Source organism: Blattabacterium cuenoti (assembly GCF_014251995.1).
In the GTDB taxonomy this organism is placed as follows: domain Bacteria; phylum Bacteroidota; class Bacteroidia; order Flavobacteriales; family Blattabacteriaceae; genus Blattabacterium; species Blattabacterium cuenoti_AE.
Genome location: NZ_CP059205.1, coordinates 1 through 22,696, shown reverse-complemented (window position 1 = coordinate 22,696; position 22,696 = coordinate 1). Strand labels below are relative to the sequence as shown.

Here is a 22,696-nt window from a genome sequence, read left to right as displayed (position 1 = left end):
TATTAGCTTTTTTTTTGAAAAGATTCTTTATATAGTCCAGCGTAATATCCATTTAATCGAATCAACTCTTGATGAGTACCTTTTTCTACAATAAATCCCTTATTTATAGCTAATATTTTATCTACATTTTTCAATGTGGAAAGACGATGTGTAATAATAATAGAAGTTTTTTGTTTAATTAAAAAATCTACAGTAGAATAAATCATTTTTTCTAATTCTTTATTTAAAGAAGTTGTTGCTTCATCTAATATAAGTATTGAATAAGGATGCATTTGAACTCTTAAAAAAGAAATTAACTGTTTTTCTCCTAATGAAAGCAATCCTCCTTTTTCTTTTACAATAAATTGATACCCATTGGGTAATGATGTTATAAAGCTATGAACCCCTATTTTTTTTGCCATAATTTTTATTTTATTTAAACTAATAGAAGGATCACCCAATGTAATATTATTTATGATTGAATCGTTAAATAAAAATGTATCTTGTGTTACTACTCTTATATGAGATCGTAAATTACTTAAATCAACATCTTTAATAGAATGCCCATCTATCCAGATAGATCCTTTATTTATATCATAAAACCTAGATATTAAATGAGTAATTGTCGATTTTCCAGATCCTGTAGATCCTACTATAGCTACTTTTTCACCAGGAAGAATTTCAAAAGAAATTCCATTTAGAACCATTTCATTTTTAACATATGAAAAATAAACATTATTAAATACAATATGTCCTTTAAATTTTTTGAAACGAATATTTCCATGATTCACAATAGTTTCATTATTATAATTTAGTATAGAAAATATCCTCTCTATCCCAGAAATTCCTCTTTGTATAATATTAAACCGATCAGCTATCTGTCGCATAGGACGAAAAAGAAGATATATAAAAAAAATAAAAGCAATAATTTGTCCAGGTTTAATATTTCCTTTTTCAGTTGCATAAAATCCTCCATAAAGAATAACAATACTTATTGTTATTGTAGAAAGTAATTCTACTACAGGAAAGAAAATAGAAAAATAAAAAATAGTTTTGAAATGAGAATTCATCAACTTTCGGTTTATAGATTCAAATTTTGAGTATTTTTCTTTTTCTTTATTGAAAAGTTGAATTATGGACATTCCTATAATGTTTTCTTGCAAAAAACTGTTTAAACGTGAAGTTTGTACTCGTTCTTCGTAAAATGTTTTCTTTATAATTTTTTGAAAAAAACGAGTCATTATATACATAAAAGGAATAGAAAAAAAAACGATGAGGGACAATTTTTTGTGTACAGTAAACATCATCACCATAATAATGATAATTCTTAAAACATCTCCAAAAATAAGTAATATTCCGTCATTAAATATTACAGTAATGGTTTCTATATCTGAAACTGAATAAGTTACCAATTTTCCTATTGGAGTTTTACTAAAAAAAGAGCTTTTGAAATACAGTAATTTTTCAAACAAAAGAATTCTAATTTTTTCAATTACATTTTGAGCTAACAAATTAGAAAAATATAATAAAATAAAATGAAATATGCTTTCTAAAAAAGTAAGTACAATAATTAATATCAGTATATTTTTCAATCCAAAAAAATCTTTATAAAGGATATGAATATCTATAGATTTTTGTATTAATTTAGGACGATAAGCTGAAATGAAGGACATTAATATTGAAGTAAAAATCGTTATTATTAATGTTAATTTGTAATTGAAACTAATCTTAATAATTTGTTTTAAAAAAGATTTTTTCATTTTAAAATTTACTTCTGTAAAAAAATTTCATTTGGATAAATGATTTTTGTAAGAAATAAACCATGAGCAGGAACTATTGATTTACAAATATTAGAATTTTTAGATTCTACAATTTTTATAAAATCGTTAATACCAATTTTGTTTCTTCCAACATCAATAAGTGTTCCAACAATAAATCTAACCATAGATCTTAAAAATCTGTTAGATTCAATAGAAAAACATAAAATATTATTATTTATTATAGACCAACTAACATGAGTTAGTTTACATATGTTATTTCCTTTATCATAAATATTTTTTTTACAAAAAGAACTAAAATCTTGATAATTAATCAATTTTTTAGAAGCTAAGTTCATATTCTGAATATTTAATTCATAAAAACAATACCAAGAAAAATCTTGATAAAATGGATTTTTTTCACGTATTAAATAATATTTGTATGTTCTTTTTATAGCATTAAATCTTGCATGAACATTTTTTTTTACTGGAAAAATATTTAAAATTCTGATAGATTTTGGTAGAAAAATATTCAATTTTTTTATTAGATTATTAACATTAATTTGATCTTCATAATCAAAATGTGCAAACATTTGTTTAGCATGTACTCCTTTATCTGTTCTTCCAGCACCTATCACATTAATAGATTTTTTTAATAATTTAGATAAACAGTATTCTAAATTTCCCTCTACTGTACTGACTTTTTTTTGAATTTGCCATCCATAAAAATATTTTCCGTTATAAGATAATTCAATAAAATACCTCAATTAAATTATTTTTTTTTAAGTTGATTTAGACTATCTATAATAATAGAGCATCCTTTTTTGATTTCTTTTTCTGTAATGGTTAATGGAGGAGAAATACGTAAAGAATGACTATTAAATAAAAATCTGAATAAAATTAATCCTTTATCAATACAATTCTTTAATAATTGTTCCGTTAAACTTTTGTCTTTTAACTCAAAAGATAGAATAAGACCTTTTCCACTAATGTTTTTTATTTCTTCATGAACTAAATATTTTCTAAATATATTTTCTTTTATAGGAACTTGTTCCATTATATAAGAATTGTTTATTAATTGATTTAAAGTTGCTAAAGAAGCAGAAGCTGAAACAGCATTTCCTCCAAAAGTCGTTAAATGTCCTAAAGGAAAAAAATTACAAAAAGCATTCATAATTTTGTTAGATGAACAAAATCCACTAATAGGCATACCGCCTCCCATTCCTTTTCCCATAATTAAAATATCAGGAACTATTCCATAATGTTCAAAAGCAAAAAGCTTTCCTGTTCTTCCAAATCCAGTTTGTACTTCGTCAAGTATCATCAAAGCCTTTTTTTTATAACATTCTTCTCTAACTTTTTTTAGAAAAAGATTATTAGGAAGAACAACTCCATTAGAACATTGAATTGTTTCTAAAATTACACAAGATGTTTTTTTTGAAATAGAAGAAACTAATTCATCTATATGATTATATTTTATAAATTTAATTAATGGAAGTAATGGCCTAAAAGGCCTTTTGTTTTTTTCATTCCCCATTACACTCATAGATCCATGAGTACTTCCATGATAAGACCATTGACATGAAATAATTTCTTCTCTACCAGTATAGCATTTAGCTAATTTTAAAGCTCCTTCTACTGCTTCTGTTCCGGAATTTACTAAATATGTACTAGTAAGTGGATAAGGGATATTTTCCGCTATTTTTTTACAAAGAATTACACATGGATTTTGTATAAATTCTCCATAAACCATAGTATGTAAATATTTATCCACCTGTTTTTTTATAGCATTTTTTATAATTTTATTATTATGTCCCAAAATATTGACAGAAACACCTGCTACAAAGTCCAAATATTTTTTACCATTTTTTCCATAAATATAATTTCCATCAGCATAATCAACTATAATTTTCATTGGAAATGGATTAATTTGAGCTTGATATTGAAAAAAATACTTTTCTAAAGTTAATTCTTTCATAAAAATTTAATTTTAGATTTTTTATAATATTTTTAATTTTTTTTCTAAAAAAAACTTTGTTTTTTATATTATTTATGATGTTTATTTTTCATGAAATAATAAAAATTTATTAATTAACTTGTTTTTTAATTCATTAAAAAAAATGATGTTGTTAATATTTTCTTTCAATTAAATGTTTTTAATTTATTATAATAAAAATTATTTTCATTAAATTTTTTTTCGATGAATTCATTGATTGTGTTTTGATAATTATTAAATAAAAAAATATTAGAATAGGGATTCCAAAATTGGATGAATATAATATTGCATTTTATTTTGAATTAAATTATTTAATAAATAAACTTCAAAAGAAAAATATTGGAGAATAAATTATGTTTTTTACGAATTGTATTTTTAACATACTATAAGTTAATAGTTAATAACAATAGATAATTATTTTATTAAATATTCTAATTATCTATTTTTTTATTAAAAAATATTCTGTTTTTTATGATTTTTCTATTATTTTGATTATCTAATGAATATTAACTAACTAGTTTTTATCTTAAGAACATAATGTATTCTATATTTTTTTAAAAAACCAATTTTTGTAATACCTAAAAAAACTAGGCAGTTAATTTTCATTTATATATAAAATTGGTTAAACTTATTTTTGTTCCATAAAAAATTAAAATACTAAACTAGTACATTAATATAACTACAACATAGTTCTTACCAAAATGTAATTTAATTTTTTAATTATAAGAGACAGACACTTTATTAAGGTTTTTTTATATAATTATAAAAAAGAATATAACATAGAAAATAATAATTAGTCATAATTAGTTAAAAACCTTAATGGTTTAAAAAATAATAATTCATGATTCTATATTTCTATCAATTTTTAAAAACAAAAACTCCATAATAATAAAATTTTTAATGAGAAAAGTTACTTACCAAGTAAGTGTATATATTTTTTTATTTAGAAGAAATTTTTTTATAAAAAATATGATCATTTTTTGTTAAATCAATATGATTTATAATCATAAATTTTCAGTATTTATCAATATTAATTACAGAAAAAATAAAAAACATATTCTCCATTTTTTTTTAATTTTTATATGCAATTAAAGATATTTCTATATTAGCGTTTTTTGGTAGTCCAGAAACTTGTATAGTTTCTCTAGCTGGATAACTTTTTTCATGAAAAAAAGTAGAGTATACGTTATTTATTTTGGAAAAATGATTCATCTCTTTCACAAAGAGAGAAGTTTTTATAACATTTTGAAATCCTATTTTATTTTCTGAAAGAATAATTTCTAAATTTTCCATCACTTTCTTTGTTTCTATTTCTATAGAATTGGAAATTAATATTCCAGTTTTTTTATCAATAGCTATTTGCCCAGAAACAAATAAAAAGTTATCTACTAAAACATATGTACTATATGGTCCATAAGATGGTATTTTTTTTGAAAAACACTTTTTAATTATCATGTTTATATTGTATTAATTTTTTTATTACATTTATTTACTATTTTTCTATGAAAAATCTATAGATAATCCGAAATACATCATTATTTATTTCATATAAATTTTTTTTGATAATATCATGTTATCACATTTATATACGCTTTCTTCTTAAAAATTTATATATTTAGTTATTAGTCTTAATTAAGTTAATTAAGAATATACTTTAATTTTTAAATTTTATATTTTCATTTTTAATAAAAAAATTACAAAAGAAATATACAATGAATAATACAATAATTATAAAGACTGTTTTAGTCTATATTTTCTATAAGAAAAAAACTTTTAATTTCGTAATTTCTTGACATTTAGTTTATCTAAACAAACTCCTAATATTTCTAATAAAGTTAAATTAAAAATAGGATGATTTTTATTTGGACTGATTTCACACATAGGTTCTAATGCAAATTTTCTTTTGTGCAATAAGGGATGAGGAATAGTTAAAATAGAACTGTATATAATAATATGATCATAAAATAAAATATCTATATCTATTTCTCTATCCTTATATTTCTTAAAATTTTTTTTCATTTTTTTTCTTCTCCCTATAATAAATTCTATATTGTAAATTTTTTCTAGAAGATTAAATGGAGAATGATATGTTTTTACATGTAGAGCCCTATTATAGAATAGGGGAGAATTCTTCATATTCCAAGCTTCACTTTCAAAAAGTGAAGATTTATTAATAATTCTCCCAATTTTTTGAGAAATTAAAGTCAAAGATTTATCCAAATAATTTTTGCGATCACCTTTATTACTTCCTTGTAGCAAAAAAACATGATGTTCTTTCAAAAAAATGTGTCTGTATCTAAATATATTTTAATGTAATATACAAAAAAACTGTAATTTTTATTTAAATTTAAAACAGCATTTTCATAAAAAAATATTAATGCGATTAATAATGGATTTTATGAAGAATCTTTTTAGTCAAGAAATAGCTATAGATTTAGGGACGGCAAATACTCTTATTATGCATGATAATAAGGTGATAGTCGATTTACCTTCAATAATAGCTATAGACGTAAGAACAAAAAAGGTACTAGCAGTGGGTGAAGATGCAAAACAAATGCAAGGGAAAACACATGAAAATATTAAAATATATAAACCATTAAAAGACGGTGTAATTGCAGATTACCAAGTAGCTGAACTTATGATAAGAGAATTTATCAAAAAAGTACCAGGTATAAACAATAAATTTTTTACTCCATCATTAACAATGGTTATTTGCATACCATCCGGAATTACAGAAGTAGAAAAAAGAGCAGTTAAAGACTCGGCTCAAAATCTTAATGCTAAAGAAGTTTATTTAATTGAAGAACCAATGGCCGCTGCTATAGGATCTGGAATTTCAGTTACAAAAGCAGAAGGTAACATGATTGTTGATATAGGAGGGGGAACTACAGAATGTGGTGTTATAGCTTTAGGAGGGATAGTTTGTCAAAAATCTATAAAAATAGCTGGAGATGTTTTTACTAATGACATAGCTTATTTTCTTCGTACAAAATATAATTTATATATCGGAGAAAGAACCGCAGAAAAAATAAAAATAGATATAGGAGCAGCAATGGAAGCTATTGATCCTCCTCCTGAGGATATTCATATACAAGGTAGAGATTTACCTACAGGTAAACCAAAAGAAATGAATCTTTCTTATAAAGAAACAATTCCTGCTCTTGATAAATCAATATTGCGGATTGAAGATGCAGTAATGGAAACTCTTTCAAGAACGCCTCCAGAATTAGCTGCCGATATTTACAAAACAGGAATATATATGGCTGGGGGGGGATCCCTTTTAAGAGGATTAGATAAAAGAATATCTAAAAAAACAGGGCTTTCTGTTTTTTTAGTAGATGATCCTTTAAGATCTGTTGTAAAAGGAACAGGTGTAGCATTGAAGAATATTGATAAATTTACATTTTTGATGAAATAGGGGAAACAAACTTTATGCGTGAATTTTTTGTATTTTTTTTAAAATGGCGTTTTTTTATTTTCTTTTTTTTATTAGAATCAATAGCTATTTTTTTTTCTTTTTCAAATTCAAAGTTTCATCAGTATATTTATCATGGACCTTCCAATTTTTTAATTGGAAATATTTATAAAACTATTTATAAATTACGTAGTTATCTTCTATTAGAAATTGAAAATAAAAAATTATTAGATGAAAATAAAAGATTAAGAAACGAACATATCTCTTCTAAAATAGAAAAGATATCCCAAGATTTTAAAAAAGAAAATATTGATTATTTACAACAATATACTTTTACTCCCGTAAAAATTATAAATAATAGTATTCATGAAAAAGAAAATTTTATAACAATAAATAAAGGAAATATAGATGGAATAAAAACTGGAATGGGGATTGTATTATCTAATGGAATTGCGGGAATTATTATAAAAACGTCTCCGCATTTTAGTGTGGCTATTTCTCTTTTAAATCCAAAAATTAAAGTAAATGCTCGTTTGAAAAAAAATAAATGCTTTGGTATTCTAAGTTGGGATGGAGCAGATTATGAATATGTATTTTTATATGATATCCCTAGACATTCAGAAATAGAAATAGGAGATAAAGTAGAAACTGACGGAAAATCTTTCACCTTTCCTGAAGGAATTGAAATTGGAAAAATATCTTCTTATAGATTTGATGAAGAACATTCTAATTATATTTTAAAAGTAAAGTTAACTGCTAATTTTTCTACTATAGAAAATGCTTATGTTGTAAAAAATCTATTTAAAAAAGAGTGGAATAATATTCAACTTTATAAGTAAGTAATGAATTTTATTAAAAATTTTATTTTTTCTATTTTTTTCATTTTTTTACTTTGTTTGATTCAAATATTGATGATTAATCCATTATTAATAGGATATTATGGATATTATTCTTATATATATGTGCTTTTTATATTAGTCTATCCTTATAATAGAAATAAATTTTTATTTTTGTTATTATCATTTTTAATTGGATGGATTATAGATAACTGTATGAATTCTGGAGGTATTCATGCCTTTTCTTCTACTTTATCTGCTTTTTTAAGAGTTAATTTTTTACGTTTTCTAGATGGTAAAAGATTTCTAACAAATAGAAATCGTTTTTCTATTTATAAATTATCTTTCATTAAAACAGTTCTTTACATATTTTTACTAGTTATTACTCATAATTTTTCATTATTGATATTAGAAACATTTAAAGAAACTTCTTTTAATAAAATTATTTTATTTAGAACAATATTCAGCAGTATTTTTACAACAATTTTATGTATTATATATTTTTTTTTCAGAAAAATTAGAAGTTGAAAAAATTATACAAATTTTATATTTTATTAGGTTTTATAGGTTTCGTTTTTGCGATTAGATTATTTTTCATACAGATATATACGAAAAAATATATTTTGAATGCTTTTAATACCTCCATTAAACAAGAAATAATTATTCCTGAAAGAGGATCTATTTTTGACAGAAATGACAACTTATTGGTTTTTAATCAATCTATTTATGAACTTATTGTTATTCCATTTCTTATGGATGAAAATTTTAATGTTATAGAATTTTGTAATCTTGTGGGAATTGAAAAAGAAACTTTTTTTAAAAATTTAGAAAAAGCAAAATCTTACTCTAAATATTTACCATCTGTTTTTCTTCCTTTTATTTCAAAAGAAAAATTTGCAGCAATACAAGAAAAACTTTATAAGTATAAAGGATTTGACTGGACAAAACGATCTCTTAGAAATTACAAAGTAGAAAGTTCAGCTAATGTTTTAGGATATATAGGAAAAGTAACTAATCAAAATCTTAAAAATGAGTCTAATTATTATCAAATGGGAGACCTTGTAGGTTTAGCTGGAGTAGAAAAATATTATGAAAAAATTTTGAGAGGAAAAAAAGGAATTAAATATTGGATGAGAAATAGAAATGGATGCATAATAGGGAGTTATAATAATAAAAAAAATGATGTTAAAGCGGTTATTGGAGATGATATTTCTCTAACTTTAGATTGGGATCTTCAAAAATATGCAGAAAAACTTATGTTTCAAAAAAAAGGAGGAATAGTTGCCATCAATCCTAAGAATGGAGAAATTTTATCATTAGTATCAAGTCCTATTAATAATCCTAATTTATTTGTAGAAATAAATCATTCTAATGATGAATTAGAAAAATTAATGAAAAATACCATAGACAATCCTCTATTTGATAGAACTACACAGGCTCGTTATCCTCCAGCGTCTCCATTTAAATTACTAACTGAATTAGCTGGTCTTCAAATGGGAGTAGTAAATAAGAATACGACTTTTATATGTTACAAAGGATTTAGATATGGAAAAAAAATAATTCATTGTCATTCTGGAATTCATGGATTACCTATAGGAATAGAAACAGCAGTTGCTGTTTCTTGTAATAATTATTTTGCACAAGTTTATAAACGTGTTATTGAAAAATATCCCAAAGATTTATCAAGAGGATTAAATGAGTGGAGAGATATTATTAAAAGTTTTGGATTTGGAAATTATTTATATAATGATTTAGCTACAGGAGAAAAAGGAATTATTCCTTCGGGAGAATATTATGATAAAAAATATGGGATTATGAAATGGAATGCTATTACTATTATTTCCAATAGTATTGGGCAAGGAGAAATAAATGTTACTCCTATACAATTAGCAAATATGGTTTGTGCTATAGCAAATAAAGGATATTTTTATACTCCACATATTGTAAAAAGAATAAATCATAAGCCAATATCTAATCCAAACTATACAGTAGCTAAACATACTAAAGTGAAAAGTGAGTATTTTGACTTAATTATTCATGGTATGGAAAAAGTTTTCATGATTGGAACTGGAAGAAGTTTTAGATCATTTGATATTAGAATGGCTGGAAAAACAGGAACTTCTCAGAATTATCTTAGAGTTAATAATCATAAAATAATTTCTTTACCCGACCATTCTATTTTTATATTATTTGCTCCTGTAGAGGATCCTAAAATTGCTATTTCCGTTATCATAGAAAATGGAGGATTTGGATCTCATTGGGCAGGTCCTATCGCTAGTCTTATTGCAGAAAAATATATAAATCATAATGTAAATAGAAAAGGATTAGAAAAAAAAATTATGACTTCAGGCTTGAAAAAAATATATAATTATATAGCTAGAATGAAACAATTAAATAATTCTTGTAAAAAGAACTTCATTGATAAAAAGAAATAAAATATTATTAAATATAGATTGGTGGATTGTTACAATTTATATTTTCATGACTTTTTTTGGATTAATGAATTTGTATTCCGTTTCTTCTGAAAAAGCGGAAAAACAATTAATATGGATTTTATTAAGTTTTTTTTTAATATTTTTTATCTTTTTATTCAAACCGATTCACTATAAATATTTTACACCATTTTTATTTTTGTTAACGTTATTTCTTTTGATTGGTGTATTTTTTTTTGGAAAAAACATAAATGGATCAAAGTCTTGGTATGTTTTTGGTCCTATTAGTTTTCAACCTTCTGAATTAGCTAAGATATCTACATCTTTAATGATAGCTCATTTAATAAGTCGTGATAACAACTTAAAAGATAAAAAAACACTTTTATATGCATTTATTATATTAATATTTCCATCTGTATTAATATTTATTCAACCTGACCCCGGTTCTTCTATAATCTTTTCCTCTTTTTTTTTAACTCTATATAGAGAAGGATTATCTATTTCTTTTATACTTTATTTTTTATTTTCGATTTTTCTATTTATTATTTCTTTTAATATTTCTCCTTGGAAAATAGTTTTAGTTTTATTTATATTATTTGTTTTTTTTTCTTTTTTGAAAATAAAAGACAAAAGGAATAAATCAATAAATGATTTATTTTTTTATATATTTTTATTTCTAAGTTTTTCTTTTGTTTCTATTTTTTCTTCATTTTTCTCTCAAAATTTTTTAAAACAACATCATAGAGATAGAATTAATATTCTATTTCAGAACGAATTTGATAGAAAATATCGAGATAATGTAGGATATAATTTGTTATATTCAAAAACAGCTATTGGTTCTGGACAATTGTTTGGTAAAGGATATAAAAAAGGGACTGTTACAAAAGGAAAATTTGTTCCTGAACAACACACTGATTATATTTTTTGCACAGTAGGAGAAGAATGGGGTTTTTTAGGATGTATTATATTAATAATATTTTATTTATTTTTTATTAGTCGTATTTATTTTTTATCTGAAAGACAAAAAGATGTTTTCGGAAGAGTATTTGGATATTCAGTGGGAAATATTATTTTAATTCATTTTATTATTAATTTGGGGATGGTTATGGGAATTTTTCCTACAATAGGAATTGTTTTGCCTTTTTTTAGTTATGGAGGATCATCTCTTTGGTCTTTTACTGTTTTATTATTTATATTTGTAAGAATAGATGCATCAAATCAGAATAGTTTTATATAAAATAAAGGGGCTGATTTTGGATTTGACAGCAAGATTAGTGGTAAAAGTAAGCATATCGTGTTATGTAAGGTATTACACGTAAATCAACCCTTGCAAAATAAACGGCGAACAAGAATACGCTTTTGCTGCTTAACGTTTTTATAAAAAACTTGGGCTTGGTCTGCTAATAATGCGGAAGCAAAATATCTCTCCAGAAATTTTTCCTTATAATTTCTGAATTAGAGATACAAGAATTTTTTAAGGATAGGAAAATAGATGATTCTTAAGTTTTCTGAAGATTTTTGAATCTTAGTTTTTATTCTAGATCCAGAACTTGAATAAATACGGAAAAAATATTATTTTGGATAAGTATGTAGAAAACTTTTAAGCTACTTGTTTGGACGCGGGTTCAAATCCCGCCAGCTCCATTTATAAATTTTATGTAAAATAACAAAAATTAACTTTTTTTTATATAGTATTTTTTCAGGACTTTTATTGAGTTTAGGATGGCCTACCTATGGAAATCCTATTTATTTATTTATAGCTTTTGTTCCTTTATTATATGTAGAAGATCATTTAAAAAAAGTTTCTTATATCTTTTTTTTTTCTTTTATTTCTTTTTTAATATGGAATTCAATTTCTACATGGTGGTTATCATTTTCAAAAAGAACTAATGGGACTTTTGCAATAGAAGCTTATTTAGCTCCTGTTTTATTAAATTCTTTTTTTATGTCGATTGTTTTTACATTTTTTTCATTGATCAAAAAAAATGTAGAAAATAAAAAAGTAGGATATGTATTTTTAGTTTGCTTATGGATCCTATTTGAAAAAATGCATTTAGAATGGGAGTTATCATGGCCATGGTTAAATCTAGGAAATGGATTTTCTAACCATATTAAATGGATTCAATGGTATGAATATACTGGAACTTTAGGAGGGGCTTTATGGATATGGACTGTAAACATTGGGTTTACAGAATCCATTTTCCAATATGAAAAAAATAGGAATATATCTCTTTTTTACAGAAAAATATTCCTCAATATAAGTAAAATTATTTTAATGATTTTAATATCGAATTTAATATATATTAAATATGAAAATAGAAAATATGAAAAATTTGTAAATACATTAATTTTACAACCTAATATTGATCCATATTATCAAAAATATAATATGTCAAGGAAAAAAATTATTTTCAAATTTAAAAAATTAATGGATCAAAAAATATTTATTAATCCTATGATAATATTAGCTCCAGAAACTACATTTCCTAAAAAAATTTCAATAAAAAATCTTGGAAAAAGCGAAATTGCCTATTTAATTAGAAATTACTTAATAAATAAATTTCCAAATTCTGTATTTATAGCAGGTATAGAATTATTTTCTTTGCATAAAGAAAAAAAAAGAGAAACTTCTATTCCTGTTATTTCAAATAATTTTAGAAACATTCAATGGATGGACGTGTTTAATTCAGTTATACAAATAAGCATGGATGATTATATAAAATATCATCATAAATCTAAATTAGTTCCTGCAGTGGAAACTTTCCCTTATAAAAAATTATTTTATCCTATATTAGGAAATATATTGCTAAATTTTGGAGGAACTGTAACAGAGTTAGGAAAAGAAAACAATCCTTCGATTTTTAAACATCCTCATTTAGGAGTAAAAGTAGCACCTATTATTTGTTATGAATCTGTATTTGGCGAGTATGTTTCTAGTTTTTTTAAAAAAAAAAATGCAGATATGATGATTATTATTACTAATGATGGTTGGTGGGGAAGGTCAGAAGGACATAGGCAACACATGTCTTATGCACGTATTAGAGCTATTGAAAATAGAAAATATATAGCTAGATCTTCTAATACAGGAATTTCTTGTTTTATTAACGAAAGAGGAGATATAGTATCTCGTCTTCCATATGGGAAAGAAGGAATTTTATATGAAAAAGTTTATATAAATAATAAAAAAACATTTTATATAAAATATGGAGATTATATTTATAAAATAAGTTTGTATATAACAATAATAATTTTATTATACTTTGTATTTTTCACTGTTTATAGAAAAATGTTTAGATTATAATTTTTTGATAAGCTTCTCCTATGTTATTAATAATATCACTAGATATCATTGATTCTTCACTTAATTTTTTTGAAGCGATATCTCCTGACAATCCATGTAAATATACTCCCATTATGCATGATTCTTTAGGAGTGTATCCTTGAGATAAAAAACTCATTATCATTCCAGTTAAAACATCTCCACTTCCTGCTGTTGCCATTCCTGGATTTCCCGTACTATTAAAATATAGATGTCCACATGGAGTAGAAATAATAGAATGACCTCCTTTTAGGACAATAAATATTTTATATTTTAAAGATTTTTTTCTTAGAATAGAAAGTTTTTGGTAGTCGTTTTTCCATTTTCCAAATAATCTACAAAATTCTTTTGGGTGTGGAGTAATTATGGTAATATTTTTTGGAACAATATTTAATAATTCCAATCGATTTGATAACATATTTAAAGCATCAGCATCAATAACTATTGGTATTTTTTTTTGTTTTATTTTTAGTAAAAAAGATTCTAAAGCATATTCAGTTTTAGGATTTTTTCCCATTCCTATTCCTATTCCTATTGCATTTATATTAGAAGATGATATAGTGATATCACTTATATAATCTTTTTTTTTATCTGTTTTCACAATTACTTCTGGAAAAGAACTTTGAATTATTTCATATCCACAATAAGGAACATATACACTTAATTTTCCTATTCCAGTTCTTAAACTTGATTTTGCAGAAAGTACAACTGAACCTATCATTCCATAACTACCACCTATAATTATTCCATTCCCATAATTTCCTTTATGAGAAAATTTTTTTCTTTTTCTATAAATAGAACTGACACATTGGTTATCAATATAAAATTTTTTTGTGTGAATATTTTTAATAAAATCTTTTTTCCAACCAATGTCTAATATTGTCCATTTTCCAACATAATATTCATAATCTGGAAGGAGAAAGGGTAATTTTGGAGTTTGAAAAGTCAAAGTATGAGTGGCCTTTATTATTCCGGTAAAATTTTGGCTTTTTTCCATGAAAAGACCAGAAGGAATATCTATAGATAAAACATTTTGGAAATTATTTTCATTGATATAATGAAAAAATGATTTCCAATATTTATTAATTGAACGATTAAATCCTATTCCGAATATAGCATCAATTAAATGGCTTTTTTTATTTAAAAATGGAAATTTTTCACCTTCATGAATAATTCTTAAAGGAATATTGTATCTTAATATCTTTTTTTTTGCGATTAGAAATTCGTTTGAAAAATGGTTAGAAGTACTTAATATATATACAGAAATTTTTGCTCCAAAAAAATATAACATCTGAGCTAAAAAAAGTCCATCTCCTCCATTATTTCCAACTCCAGATAATACTATAAATGGAATTTCTTTGATTTTAAAAAAAGATTTATTTCTTATTATCCAATTAAAACAGCTTTTAGCAGCTTTTTCCATTAATTCTATAGAAGAAATTGATTCGTAATCAATACAATATTGATCAACTTTTTTAATTTGGCTTGAAGAAAGAATTTTCATTTTTTAAAATGAATTTATTATTTTTTATATTTATATATATAATCTAGATAATCTAGGTAGTATTTATCTTCAAATATAAAACGATTAATCTAATATTAGATGCCAGAATATAATTTACCACTTCCATCGATGGGGGAAAGTATAACTGAAGCTACCATTATTCGTTGGTTAAAAGAAGAAGGAGACTTTATAAAAAAAGAAGAGCTTTTGGTAGAAATTTCCACAGATAAAGTGGATTCCGAAATTTTTTCTCCAGTTAATGGTATCTTAAAAAAAAAATTATTTTTTCCTAATGAGATTGCTAAAGTAGGAACTTCAATAGCAATTTTGGAAGTAAAAGAAAAAGAAAAAATATTTCCTTTCATAGAAAATGACAAAACGATAATAGTAAGGAAAAATAAAAAACGTTTTTACTCCCCTCTCGTACGTACTATTGCTCATAAAGAAGGTATTAGTTTTTACGAACTAGAAACAATACAAGGAACTGGAGAAAAAGAACGTGTAACTAAGAATGATATACTAAAATATATTCAAAAAAAAGTTATCTCTTATAATAAGAAAAAAAAGGATATATTTTTATCATATCAATGTAATAATAAAAAAAATGATGTTATCATTAATAATGATGATGAAGAAATTATAGAAATGGATAGAATCCGTAAAGTTACTTCAGAACATATGATAAGAAGTAAAAATATATCTGTTCATGTTACTTCTTTTGTAGAAGCAGATGTCACAAATATTGTAGAATGGAGAGAAAAAATTAAAGATAATTTTCAAAAGGAAACAGGAGAAAAATTAACATTAATGTCTATTTTTGTAGAATGTGTAGTTAAAGCTATTAAAGATTTTCCTATGATCAATATTTCCGTTAGTGGAAAAAATATAATAAAAAAGAAAAAAATTCATATAGGATTTGCTACAGCATTACCTAATGGTAATCTAATTGTACCTGTTATAAAAAACGCAGATTCTTATAACTTAAGAGGACTAATTAAAATTATAAATGATTTAATAAAAAGAACTAAATCTAATCAATTGGAACCTGAAGAAACTCAAGGAGGAACGTATACAATTAGTAATATTGGTAGTTTTGGTAATATTTTTGGAACTCCAATTATACATCAACCACAGGTTGCTATTATGGCTATAGGATTAATACAAAAAAAATTATCTATTATAGAAACTCCAAAAGGAAATTTAATAGGAATTAGACATAAGATTTATTTGTCACATTCTTATGATCATCGTGTAATAGATGGATTTTTAGGAGGTAAGTTTGCTAAAAAAGTTGCTTTATATCTGGAAAAATTTAATTGTTATACAAAAATATAAAAATTTTTAAAAAAATGATAATAAATTTTGATGTACTTGTTGAAATCCCAAAAGGAAGTAGAAATAAATATGAATTTGATAAAAAAAATAATTTTATCAGATTAAATAGAGTTTTATATTCTCCTATGAGTTATCCTACAGACTATGGTTTTATTCCAAAAACGCTTTCTATGGATGGAGATCCATTAGATGCATTAGTTTTCTTAACAGAACCTACAATTCCGGGATGTTTAATTAAAGTAAAACCTATTGGAATTTTTTTTATGATAGATGAAAAAGGAGAAGATGAAAAAATTATTTGTGTTCCTATTTCGGATCCTAATTATAATACAATGAATAATATTAATGATGTTTCTATGCACCTAAAAAAAGAAATAGAACATTTCTTTTCAGTTTATAAAGATTTAGAAAATAAAAAAGTAGAAATAGGAAGTTGGAAAACTAGGGATGATGCTATTTTTGTGTACGAACAATCTTGTTCACGATATAGAAATAGTTTAAAGAAAATTTGAATATTTTTTTATTTTTTCTTACTCCAAATAAGATGGAGCCTTGGTCATCATATCTTTTCCATAATTGTTTTTTGGAAAAGCTATAAAATTTTTTATATCATTGTTACCTTCTAAAATACTAATAAGTCTATCTAATCCAAAAGCTATTCCACCATGAGGTGGTGTCCCGTATTCAAGAGCTTCTATAAAAAATCCAAATTTGGATTCTATTTCATTTTTAGAAAGTCCTAAATGTTTAAAGATTAAATTTTGTATACTTTTTTTATGAATTCGTATAGATCCACTTCCAATTTCTACTCCATTTATAATTAAATCATAAGATTTAGATTTTATTTTTTCTGGATATTTTTCCAAAAAATGAATATCCTCTTCTTTAGGACATGTGAATGGATGATGTACTGATTTATATTTTTTATATTTTGTATCCCATTCGAAAAGTGGTAGATCTTTAATCCAAATAGGTTTAAAAATTTTTGTATTTTCTGAATTTAAAAAATTAATTATTTCTGAACGTATTTTTTTTAATTTTTCTCTTGATTCTTGTTCTTCTCCATAAGAAATAAATAAACAATCTCCAGGATTAGTTTGGAAAAAAGATATAAAAATTTTCACAATTTTATTATTAAATAAATCTGGATTAGAAGAAAATAACATTTTATTTAATGAGTTTTTTATCCAAAAAACATTTCCACATTTTATTTCTTTTAGTTTACTAATATTAATTTGATTGTGACATTTCATTCCTATCACTGATTTTTGTTCTTTTAAGAAAGAAATATTTTTTTTTTGAACCAGATCAGTTAACTCTATAAATGGCATTCCAAAACGGATATCAGGACTATCTGTCCCGTATATTTTTATCGAATCATCATAAGAAATGCAAGGAAAAGATTCCAATTGAATATTTTTTATTTTTTTAAATAGATGTTTTATAAAATTCTCAAAAAAAAATAATATATCATTTACCTCTACAAAAGACATTTCACAGTCTATTTGTGTAAACTCAATTTGTCTATTAGAACGAGAATCTTCATCTCTAAAACATTTTGCAATTTGAAAATATTTATCTATTCCACCTATCATTAATAACTGTTTAAATAATTGAGGAGATTGCGCTAGTGCATAATATTTTCTAATATTTTTTCTATATGGAACAATAAAACTTCTAGCTCCTTCTGGAGTAGGATTTATCAAAATAGGAGTTTCTATTTCTAAAAATCCATTTTTAGAAAGGAAATTTCGTGTTTCTAAAGAAATAAGATGACGAATAATTAAATTATTTTTCATAGGATTTCTTCTTATATCAAGATATCTATATATCATTCTAATTTTCTCATTTCCATCTGTTTTATTTTCAATAGTAAAAGGAATAGGAAGAGAAGAGTTTAAAATTTCTAATTTAGATACTAAAACTTCTATTTTTCCTGTAGGAATATTATAATTAACGGATGATCTTTCAACCACTTTTCCTTTAATTTTAATTAGAAACTCTTTTTCCACTAAAGGAAATTTTTCATTTACTAATTTTTTGGAGAAAATAAGTTGAGTGATTCCAAAATAATCTCTAATGTCTATAAAACATAGAGATCCTAAATTCCTTTTTTTTTGGATCCATCCAGATAATATAACTTCTTTTCCAAGATCCTTTTTACACAATTCTCCACAATTATGTGTTCTATACATTTTTACTTATTAATTTGTTTTTTTGTAGGATAATACTTCATATGCTTCTATAGTATCACCTACTTTTAGATTATTATAATTTTTAATTCCTAATCCACATTCATATCCTTTAGTAACTTCTTTTACGTCTTCTTTAAAACGTTTTAGAGAAGTAAATTCTCCATCATGAATAACAATTCCTTCTCTAATTAATCTCATTTTTGATTGACGTAATAATTTTCCTTCTACCACCATACAACCCGCTATAGTTCCTATTTTTGGAATTTTGAAAACTTCTCTTACTTCAGCACTTCCTAATATTTTCTCTCTTGTTTCAGGAGAAAGCATTCCATCCATAGCTTCTTGAAGATCATTGGTAATATCATATATTATTGAATAAGTTCGTATTTCTATATTTTCTTTTTTTGCTATATTACTAGATCCAATATTAGGTCTAACATTAAAACCTATTATAATTGCATCTGAAGCACTTGCTAATAATACATCCGATTCAGTTATTTGTCCGATCCCTTTATAAATAATATTTACCATAATAGTATTAGTAGATAATTTTTGAAGTGCATCGGAAATAGCTTCTACTGAACCATCTACATCACCTTTGAGAATTATTTTTATTTCTTTGAAATCGCCTAATGCAATACGTCTTCCTATTTCATCTAATGTAAGATGTTTTTGAGATCGTATGTTCTGTTCTCTTTGTAGTTGTTCTCTTCTAGAAGCAAGATGTTTTGCTTCTTTTTCATCTTTAAAAACTTTAAATTTATCTCCGGCTGTTGGAGCTCCGTTTAGTCCCAAAATAGTAATAGGTTTGGATGGTCCCGCAGAAGAAATAGATTTTCCTCTTTCATCTAAAATAATTTTTACTTTTCCATGAAGACTCCCTGCAAGAACATAATCCCCAATTTTTAGTGTTCCTCCTTGTAAAAGCAAACTTGTAACATATCCTCTTCCTTTGTCTAAAGAAGCTTCTATTACTGTTCCTACTGCAGGTTTGTTAGGATTAGCTTTTAAAGTCAATAATTTGGATACTAAGATAACTTTTTCTAATAATTTATCTATTCCAGTTCCCAATTTTGCTGATATTTCTTGAGAAGGATATCTTCCCCCCCATTCCTCTACTAATAAATTTAAATTTGCTAATTCTTCTCTGATTCTATCAGGGTTTGCATTAGGCTTATCCATTTTATTAAATACAAAAATAATTGGAACATTTGCTGCTTGAGCATGACTAATAGCCTCTTTAGTTTGAGGCATAACTTTGTCATCTGCTGCTATAACTATAATCGCAATATCTGTTATTTGAGCACCTCTTGCACGCATTGCGGTAAAAGCTTCATGTCCCGGAGTATCTAAAAAAGTAATACTTTCATTATCGTTATATTTTACACTATAAGCAGAAATATGTTGAGTGATTCCACCAGCTTCTCCAGATATAACATTAGTATTTCTAATATAATCTAATAAAGATGTTTTTCCATGATCTACATGCCCCATTACAGTAATAATAGGAGGTCTTGGTTTTAAATCTTTTTCTAAATCTTTATCATCTTTAACTGATTCTTCTAGGTCTAATCCAACAAATTCTACGTTGTAACCAAATTCATCTGCAACTAAGGTTAGTATTTCTGCATCTAGTCTTTGATTCAAAGTAACCATTATACCTAAGGACATACAAGATACAATTACATCTGTCACATTAACTTTCATCATATATGCCAACTCATTAACTGTTGTGAATTCAGCTATTTTTAGTATTTTTTCTTTTTTTTCTTTTTCAATTTCATTCTGTAAAATTTTTTTTTCTTTTTTATACTGACGTTTTTCTTTTCTAATTTTTGAAGATTTTGACTTTATTCCTTTAGATGATAACTTTTCTAAAGTTTCTTTAATTTGTTTTTCTATTTGTTCATCTGAAATTCCTGATTTTTGATTATTTTTTTTATTCTTATAGTTTTTTTCATATCCTTTTTTAGGGATAAATTTTCGTTCTTTATTATGTTTTTTTCTAACAGAAATATTTTTAATTTCATCAACAAAAATTTCTTTTTTAATTCTTTTCCGTTTTTTTTTAATTTCTGGTTTTGTTCTTTTTTTTTCAAATTGGGATAAATCAATTCTATCTCCTGTTAATATAACTCCATCTAACTTTTGATAAATAGTATCAATGTGTTCTGGTTTATTATTTTTTAATTTTTTTTCTATTTTTTTATTATGCAAATCGTTATTTTTTTCTTTTTCTTCTTTTTTATTATAAAATTTATTTAATGAATCAATATTTATTTTTCCTACTTTTTTAAATTCAATAAAATTTTTTGATTTAGCACGTATAATTTGAGTATGATGATCATTTTTTGATTTTGATAATTCTTCTTTTATTTTTTCTTTTTCGAGTTTTTTTTGCAAAGAAATTTTTTCAGACTTATCTCTAATTTCCTTATAACCTTGAAATTCTTGCACAAGAAATTTATAAATCTTATTTTCTATTTTTGTGTTAGGATTATGTTCTATTTCAATTCCTTTTTTTTGTAAAAAATTAACTACTCTTTGTAAAGAAATATTAAATTGAGTTAATACTGTTTTCAATCTGATTTTATCAGTCATATTATAATTTGTAATAATGTATTTATTAAGAAAAAAATAAAAACTTAATCTATCTATTATATATGATTTATGTTTATGTATTTATATTTAATTCTTCTTCAAATTCTTTTCTTAATATAGAAACTACTTTATTTATTATCTTTTCTTCAAGATTTGTCCGTTTACTTAAATCATTTTTTCTGTAATTTAAAATAGATTTTGCAGTGGTTAATCCAACCTTGTGAAATTTTTCTAAAACTTCTTGATCTATTTCATCAGAAAATTCGGTTAATTCTACATCATCCTCATAAGGAGAATCTCTGAATATATGTATTTTGTATCCAGTTAATTGACTAGCTAATCTTATATTTTGTCCACCTCTTCCAATTGCTTTTGATATTTCTTCAATTTTTACGTAAACATTTACGTATTTATGTTCTTCATTAATTTCCATCATAGAAATTCTAGCGGGACTCAAAGCTCTTGTGATATATAATTGTTTATTAGAAGTATAATTTATAACGTCTATGTTTTCATTTTTTAGTTCTCTAACTATGGGATGAATTCTAGATCCTTTCATTCCTACACAAGCTCCTACTGGATCTATACGGTCATCATAAGATTCTACAGATATTTTTGCTTTTTCACCTGGTATACGCGCTACTTTTTTTATTGTAATTAAACCATCGGATACTTCTGGTATTTCTAACTTAAAAAGTTCTTCTAAAAAGGATTCATCTTTTCTTGTAAGAATAGCAAAAGGTTTATTGTCTTTCCAGTCTACACGTTTAACCAAAACTTTAACTGGATCTCCTTTTCTAAAAAAGTCATTAGGAATTTGTTCTTGTTTAGGTAAAACCATTTCATTTTGTTCTTCATCTCTCATTATGATCTGCTTAGATAAAATATGGTAAACTTCAACATTAATAATTTCTCCTACTTTATTTTTAAATTTTTTATAAATATTTGTATTATTATATTCATTAATTTTTGATAGTAAATTTTGTCTTAAAGATAAAATAGATCTTCTTCCTAAAGATTGTAATTCTACTTTTTCTGTTACTTCTTCTCCTATTTCGAAATCTGGTTCTATTTTTCGTGCTATAGATAGTTCTATTTCTTTATTTGCATCTTTAACTTCTCCATCTTTTACAACTATACGATTTCTCCATATTTCCAAATCTCCTTGATCTGGATTAACAATGATATCATAATTTTTAGATGAATCATATTTTTTTCTTAAAACACATCGAATAGATTCTTCTAAAATAGCCATAAGACTTATTCTATCTATATTCTTTTCATATTTAAAATCTGAAAAAGAACCTATTAAAGCTTCATTATCCAT

17 protein-coding genes and 1 other RNA gene are annotated in these 22,696 nt (G+C 24.3%); 9 read left to right on the top strand and 9 right to left on the bottom strand.

Features of this window, described 5'->3' with window-relative positions; all coding sequences use genetic code 11:
- Positions 1-2 precede the first annotated feature (2 nt).
- From H0H51_RS00090 to folK, 5 genes are all read right to left on the bottom strand, one after another.
- Positions 3-1,652 (bottom strand): ABC transporter ATP-binding protein, encoded by a 1,650-nt coding sequence (locus tag H0H51_RS00090; RefSeq protein WP_238784229.1) that lies wholly within the window; start codon positions 1,650-1,652, stop codon positions 3-5.
- Between the two features lie 95 nt (positions 1,653-1,747).
- A complete protein-coding gene (truA, locus tag H0H51_RS00085) occupies positions 1,748-2,503 on the bottom strand; it encodes a tRNA pseudouridine(38-40) synthase TruA (protein WP_185876850.1) in 756 nt (251 codons plus the stop codon).
- Positions 2,504-2,508: 5 nt separating this feature from the next.
- Positions 2,509-3,714 carry an aspartate aminotransferase family protein gene (locus tag H0H51_RS00080; RefSeq protein WP_185876849.1) on the bottom strand — a complete coding sequence of 402 codons (1,206 nt, stop codon included), beginning with the start codon at positions 3,712-3,714 and terminating at the stop codon, positions 2,509-2,511.
- Positions 3,715-4,803: 1,089 nt separating this feature from the next.
- Positions 4,804-5,187: a Rid family detoxifying hydrolase gene (locus H0H51_RS00075; protein WP_185876848.1), complete on the bottom strand. Its 384-nt coding sequence runs from the start codon at positions 5,185-5,187 to the stop codon at positions 4,804-4,806.
- A gap of 318 nt (positions 5,188-5,505) precedes the next feature.
- The gene (gene folK / locus H0H51_RS00070; protein ID WP_185876847.1) at positions 5,506-6,012 is read right to left on the bottom strand and encodes a 2-amino-4-hydroxy-6-hydroxymethyldihydropteridine diphosphokinase; all 507 of its coding nucleotides are present in this window, start codon (positions 6,010-6,012) and stop codon (positions 5,506-5,508) included.
- A 97-nt stretch (positions 6,013-6,109) separates the two neighbouring features.
- Between folK and H0H51_RS00065 the strand changes: the two genes are divergently transcribed.
- From H0H51_RS00065 to lnt, 7 genes are all read left to right on the top strand, one after another.
- Entirely contained in the window at positions 6,110-7,150 is a 1,041-nt protein-coding gene (locus H0H51_RS00065; RefSeq protein ID WP_185876846.1) for a rod shape-determining protein, read from the top strand.
- A gap of 14 nt (positions 7,151-7,164) precedes the next feature.
- A complete protein-coding gene (gene mreC / locus H0H51_RS00060; RefSeq protein ID WP_185876845.1) occupies positions 7,165-7,986 on the top strand; it encodes a rod shape-determining protein MreC in 822 nt (273 codons plus the stop codon).
- Between the two features lie 3 nt (positions 7,987-7,989).
- A complete protein-coding gene (locus H0H51_RS00055; RefSeq protein ID WP_185876844.1) occupies positions 7,990-8,511 on the top strand; it encodes a hypothetical protein in 522 nt (173 codons plus the stop codon).
- Positions 8,508-10,418, top strand: a complete 1,911-nt coding sequence (gene mrdA, locus H0H51_RS00050; RefSeq protein ID WP_185876843.1) for a penicillin-binding protein 2 — start codon at positions 8,508-8,510, stop codon at positions 10,416-10,418. The genes H0H51_RS00055 and mrdA overlap by 4 nt, the downstream gene beginning before the upstream one ends.
- Positions 10,402-11,652, top strand: coding sequence for a rod shape-determining protein RodA (gene rodA / locus H0H51_RS00045; protein WP_185876842.1), 1,251 nt, complete (start codon positions 10,402-10,404; stop codon positions 11,650-11,652). The genes mrdA and rodA overlap by 17 nt, the downstream gene beginning before the upstream one ends.
- A gap of 6 nt (positions 11,653-11,658) precedes the next feature.
- Positions 11,659-12,062, top strand: a transfer-messenger RNA (tmRNA) gene (gene ssrA / locus H0H51_RS00040).
- Positions 12,063-12,126: 64 nt separating this feature from the next.
- Positions 12,127-13,716, top strand: a complete 1,590-nt coding sequence (gene lnt, locus H0H51_RS00035) for an apolipoprotein N-acyltransferase (protein ID WP_238784228.1) — start codon at positions 12,127-12,129, stop codon at positions 13,714-13,716.
- Here lnt and H0H51_RS00030 read toward each other — a convergent pair.
- Entirely contained in the window at positions 13,706-15,238 is a 1,533-nt protein-coding gene (locus H0H51_RS00030; protein ID WP_185876841.1) for an NAD(P)H-hydrate dehydratase, read from the bottom strand. The two genes, lnt and H0H51_RS00030, sit on opposite strands and share 11 nt — an antisense overlap.
- Before the next feature lie 99 nt (positions 15,239-15,337).
- Here H0H51_RS00030 and H0H51_RS00025 point away from each other — a divergent pair, with 99 nt between their 5' ends.
- Both H0H51_RS00025 and H0H51_RS00020 read left to right on the top strand, forming a co-directional pair.
- On the top strand, positions 15,338-16,573 hold the full coding sequence (locus H0H51_RS00025; RefSeq protein ID WP_185876840.1) for a dihydrolipoamide acetyltransferase family protein: 1,236 nt from the start codon (positions 15,338-15,340) through the stop codon (positions 16,571-16,573).
- A gap of 14 nt (positions 16,574-16,587) precedes the next feature.
- Positions 16,588-17,085 (top strand): inorganic diphosphatase, encoded by a 498-nt coding sequence (locus tag H0H51_RS00020; RefSeq protein WP_185876839.1) that lies wholly within the window; start codon positions 16,588-16,590, stop codon positions 17,083-17,085.
- 18 nt (positions 17,086-17,103) lie between these two features.
- Here the strand turns inward: H0H51_RS00020 and aspS are convergent, their stop codons facing one another.
- From aspS to nusA, 3 genes are all read right to left on the bottom strand, one after another.
- Entirely contained in the window at positions 17,104-18,768 is a 1,665-nt protein-coding gene (gene aspS, locus H0H51_RS00015) for an aspartate--tRNA ligase (RefSeq protein WP_185876838.1), read from the bottom strand.
- Positions 18,769-18,777: 9 nt separating this feature from the next.
- Positions 18,778-21,369: a translation initiation factor IF-2 gene (infB, locus tag H0H51_RS00010; protein WP_185876837.1), complete on the bottom strand. Its 2,592-nt coding sequence runs from the start codon at positions 21,367-21,369 to the stop codon at positions 18,778-18,780.
- Between the two features lie 73 nt (positions 21,370-21,442).
- A complete protein-coding gene (nusA, locus tag H0H51_RS00005) occupies positions 21,443-22,696 on the bottom strand; it encodes a transcription termination factor NusA (protein ID WP_185876836.1) in 1,254 nt (417 codons plus the stop codon).

What these genes read in the sequence shown, in the direction of transcription:
- aspS (WP_185876838.1), bottom strand. Translation starts at nt 18,768, where the DNA reads ATGTATAGAACACATAATTGTGGAGAATTGTGTAAAAAGGATCTTGGA.
- H0H51_RS00055 (WP_185876844.1), top strand. Translation starts at nt 7,990, where the DNA reads ATGAATTTTATTAAAAATTTTATTTTTTCTATTTTTTTCATTTTTTTA.
- infB (WP_185876837.1), bottom strand. Translation starts at nt 21,369, where the DNA reads ATGACTGATAAAATCAGATTGAAAACAGTATTAACTCAATTTAATATT.
- H0H51_RS00030 (WP_185876841.1), bottom strand. Translation starts at nt 15,238, where the DNA reads ATGAAAATTCTTTCTTCAAGCCAAATTAAAAAAGTTGATCAATATTGT.
- H0H51_RS00080 (WP_185876849.1), bottom strand. Translation starts at nt 3,714, where the DNA reads ATGAAAGAATTAACTTTAGAAAAGTATTTTTTTCAATATCAAGCTCAA.
- H0H51_RS00090 (WP_238784229.1), bottom strand. Translation starts at nt 1,652, where the DNA reads ATGTCCTTCATTTCAGCTTATCGTCCTAAATTAATACAAAAATCTATA.
- H0H51_RS00065 (WP_185876846.1), top strand. Translation starts at nt 6,110, where the DNA reads ATGCGATTAATAATGGATTTTATGAAGAATCTTTTTAGTCAAGAAATA.
- H0H51_RS00025 (WP_185876840.1), top strand. Translation starts at nt 15,338, where the DNA reads ATGCCAGAATATAATTTACCACTTCCATCGATGGGGGAAAGTATAACT.
- H0H51_RS00075 (WP_185876848.1), bottom strand. Translation starts at nt 5,187, where the DNA reads ATGATAATTAAAAAGTGTTTTTCAAAAAAAATACCATCTTATGGACCA.
- mreC (WP_185876845.1), top strand. Translation starts at nt 7,165, where the DNA reads ATGCGTGAATTTTTTGTATTTTTTTTAAAATGGCGTTTTTTTATTTTC.
- H0H51_RS00020 (WP_185876839.1), top strand. Translation starts at nt 16,588, where the DNA reads ATGATAATAAATTTTGATGTACTTGTTGAAATCCCAAAAGGAAGTAGA.
- nusA (WP_185876836.1), bottom strand. Translation starts at nt 22,696, where the DNA reads ATGGATAATGAAGCTTTAATAGGTTCTTTTTCAGATTTTAAATATGAA.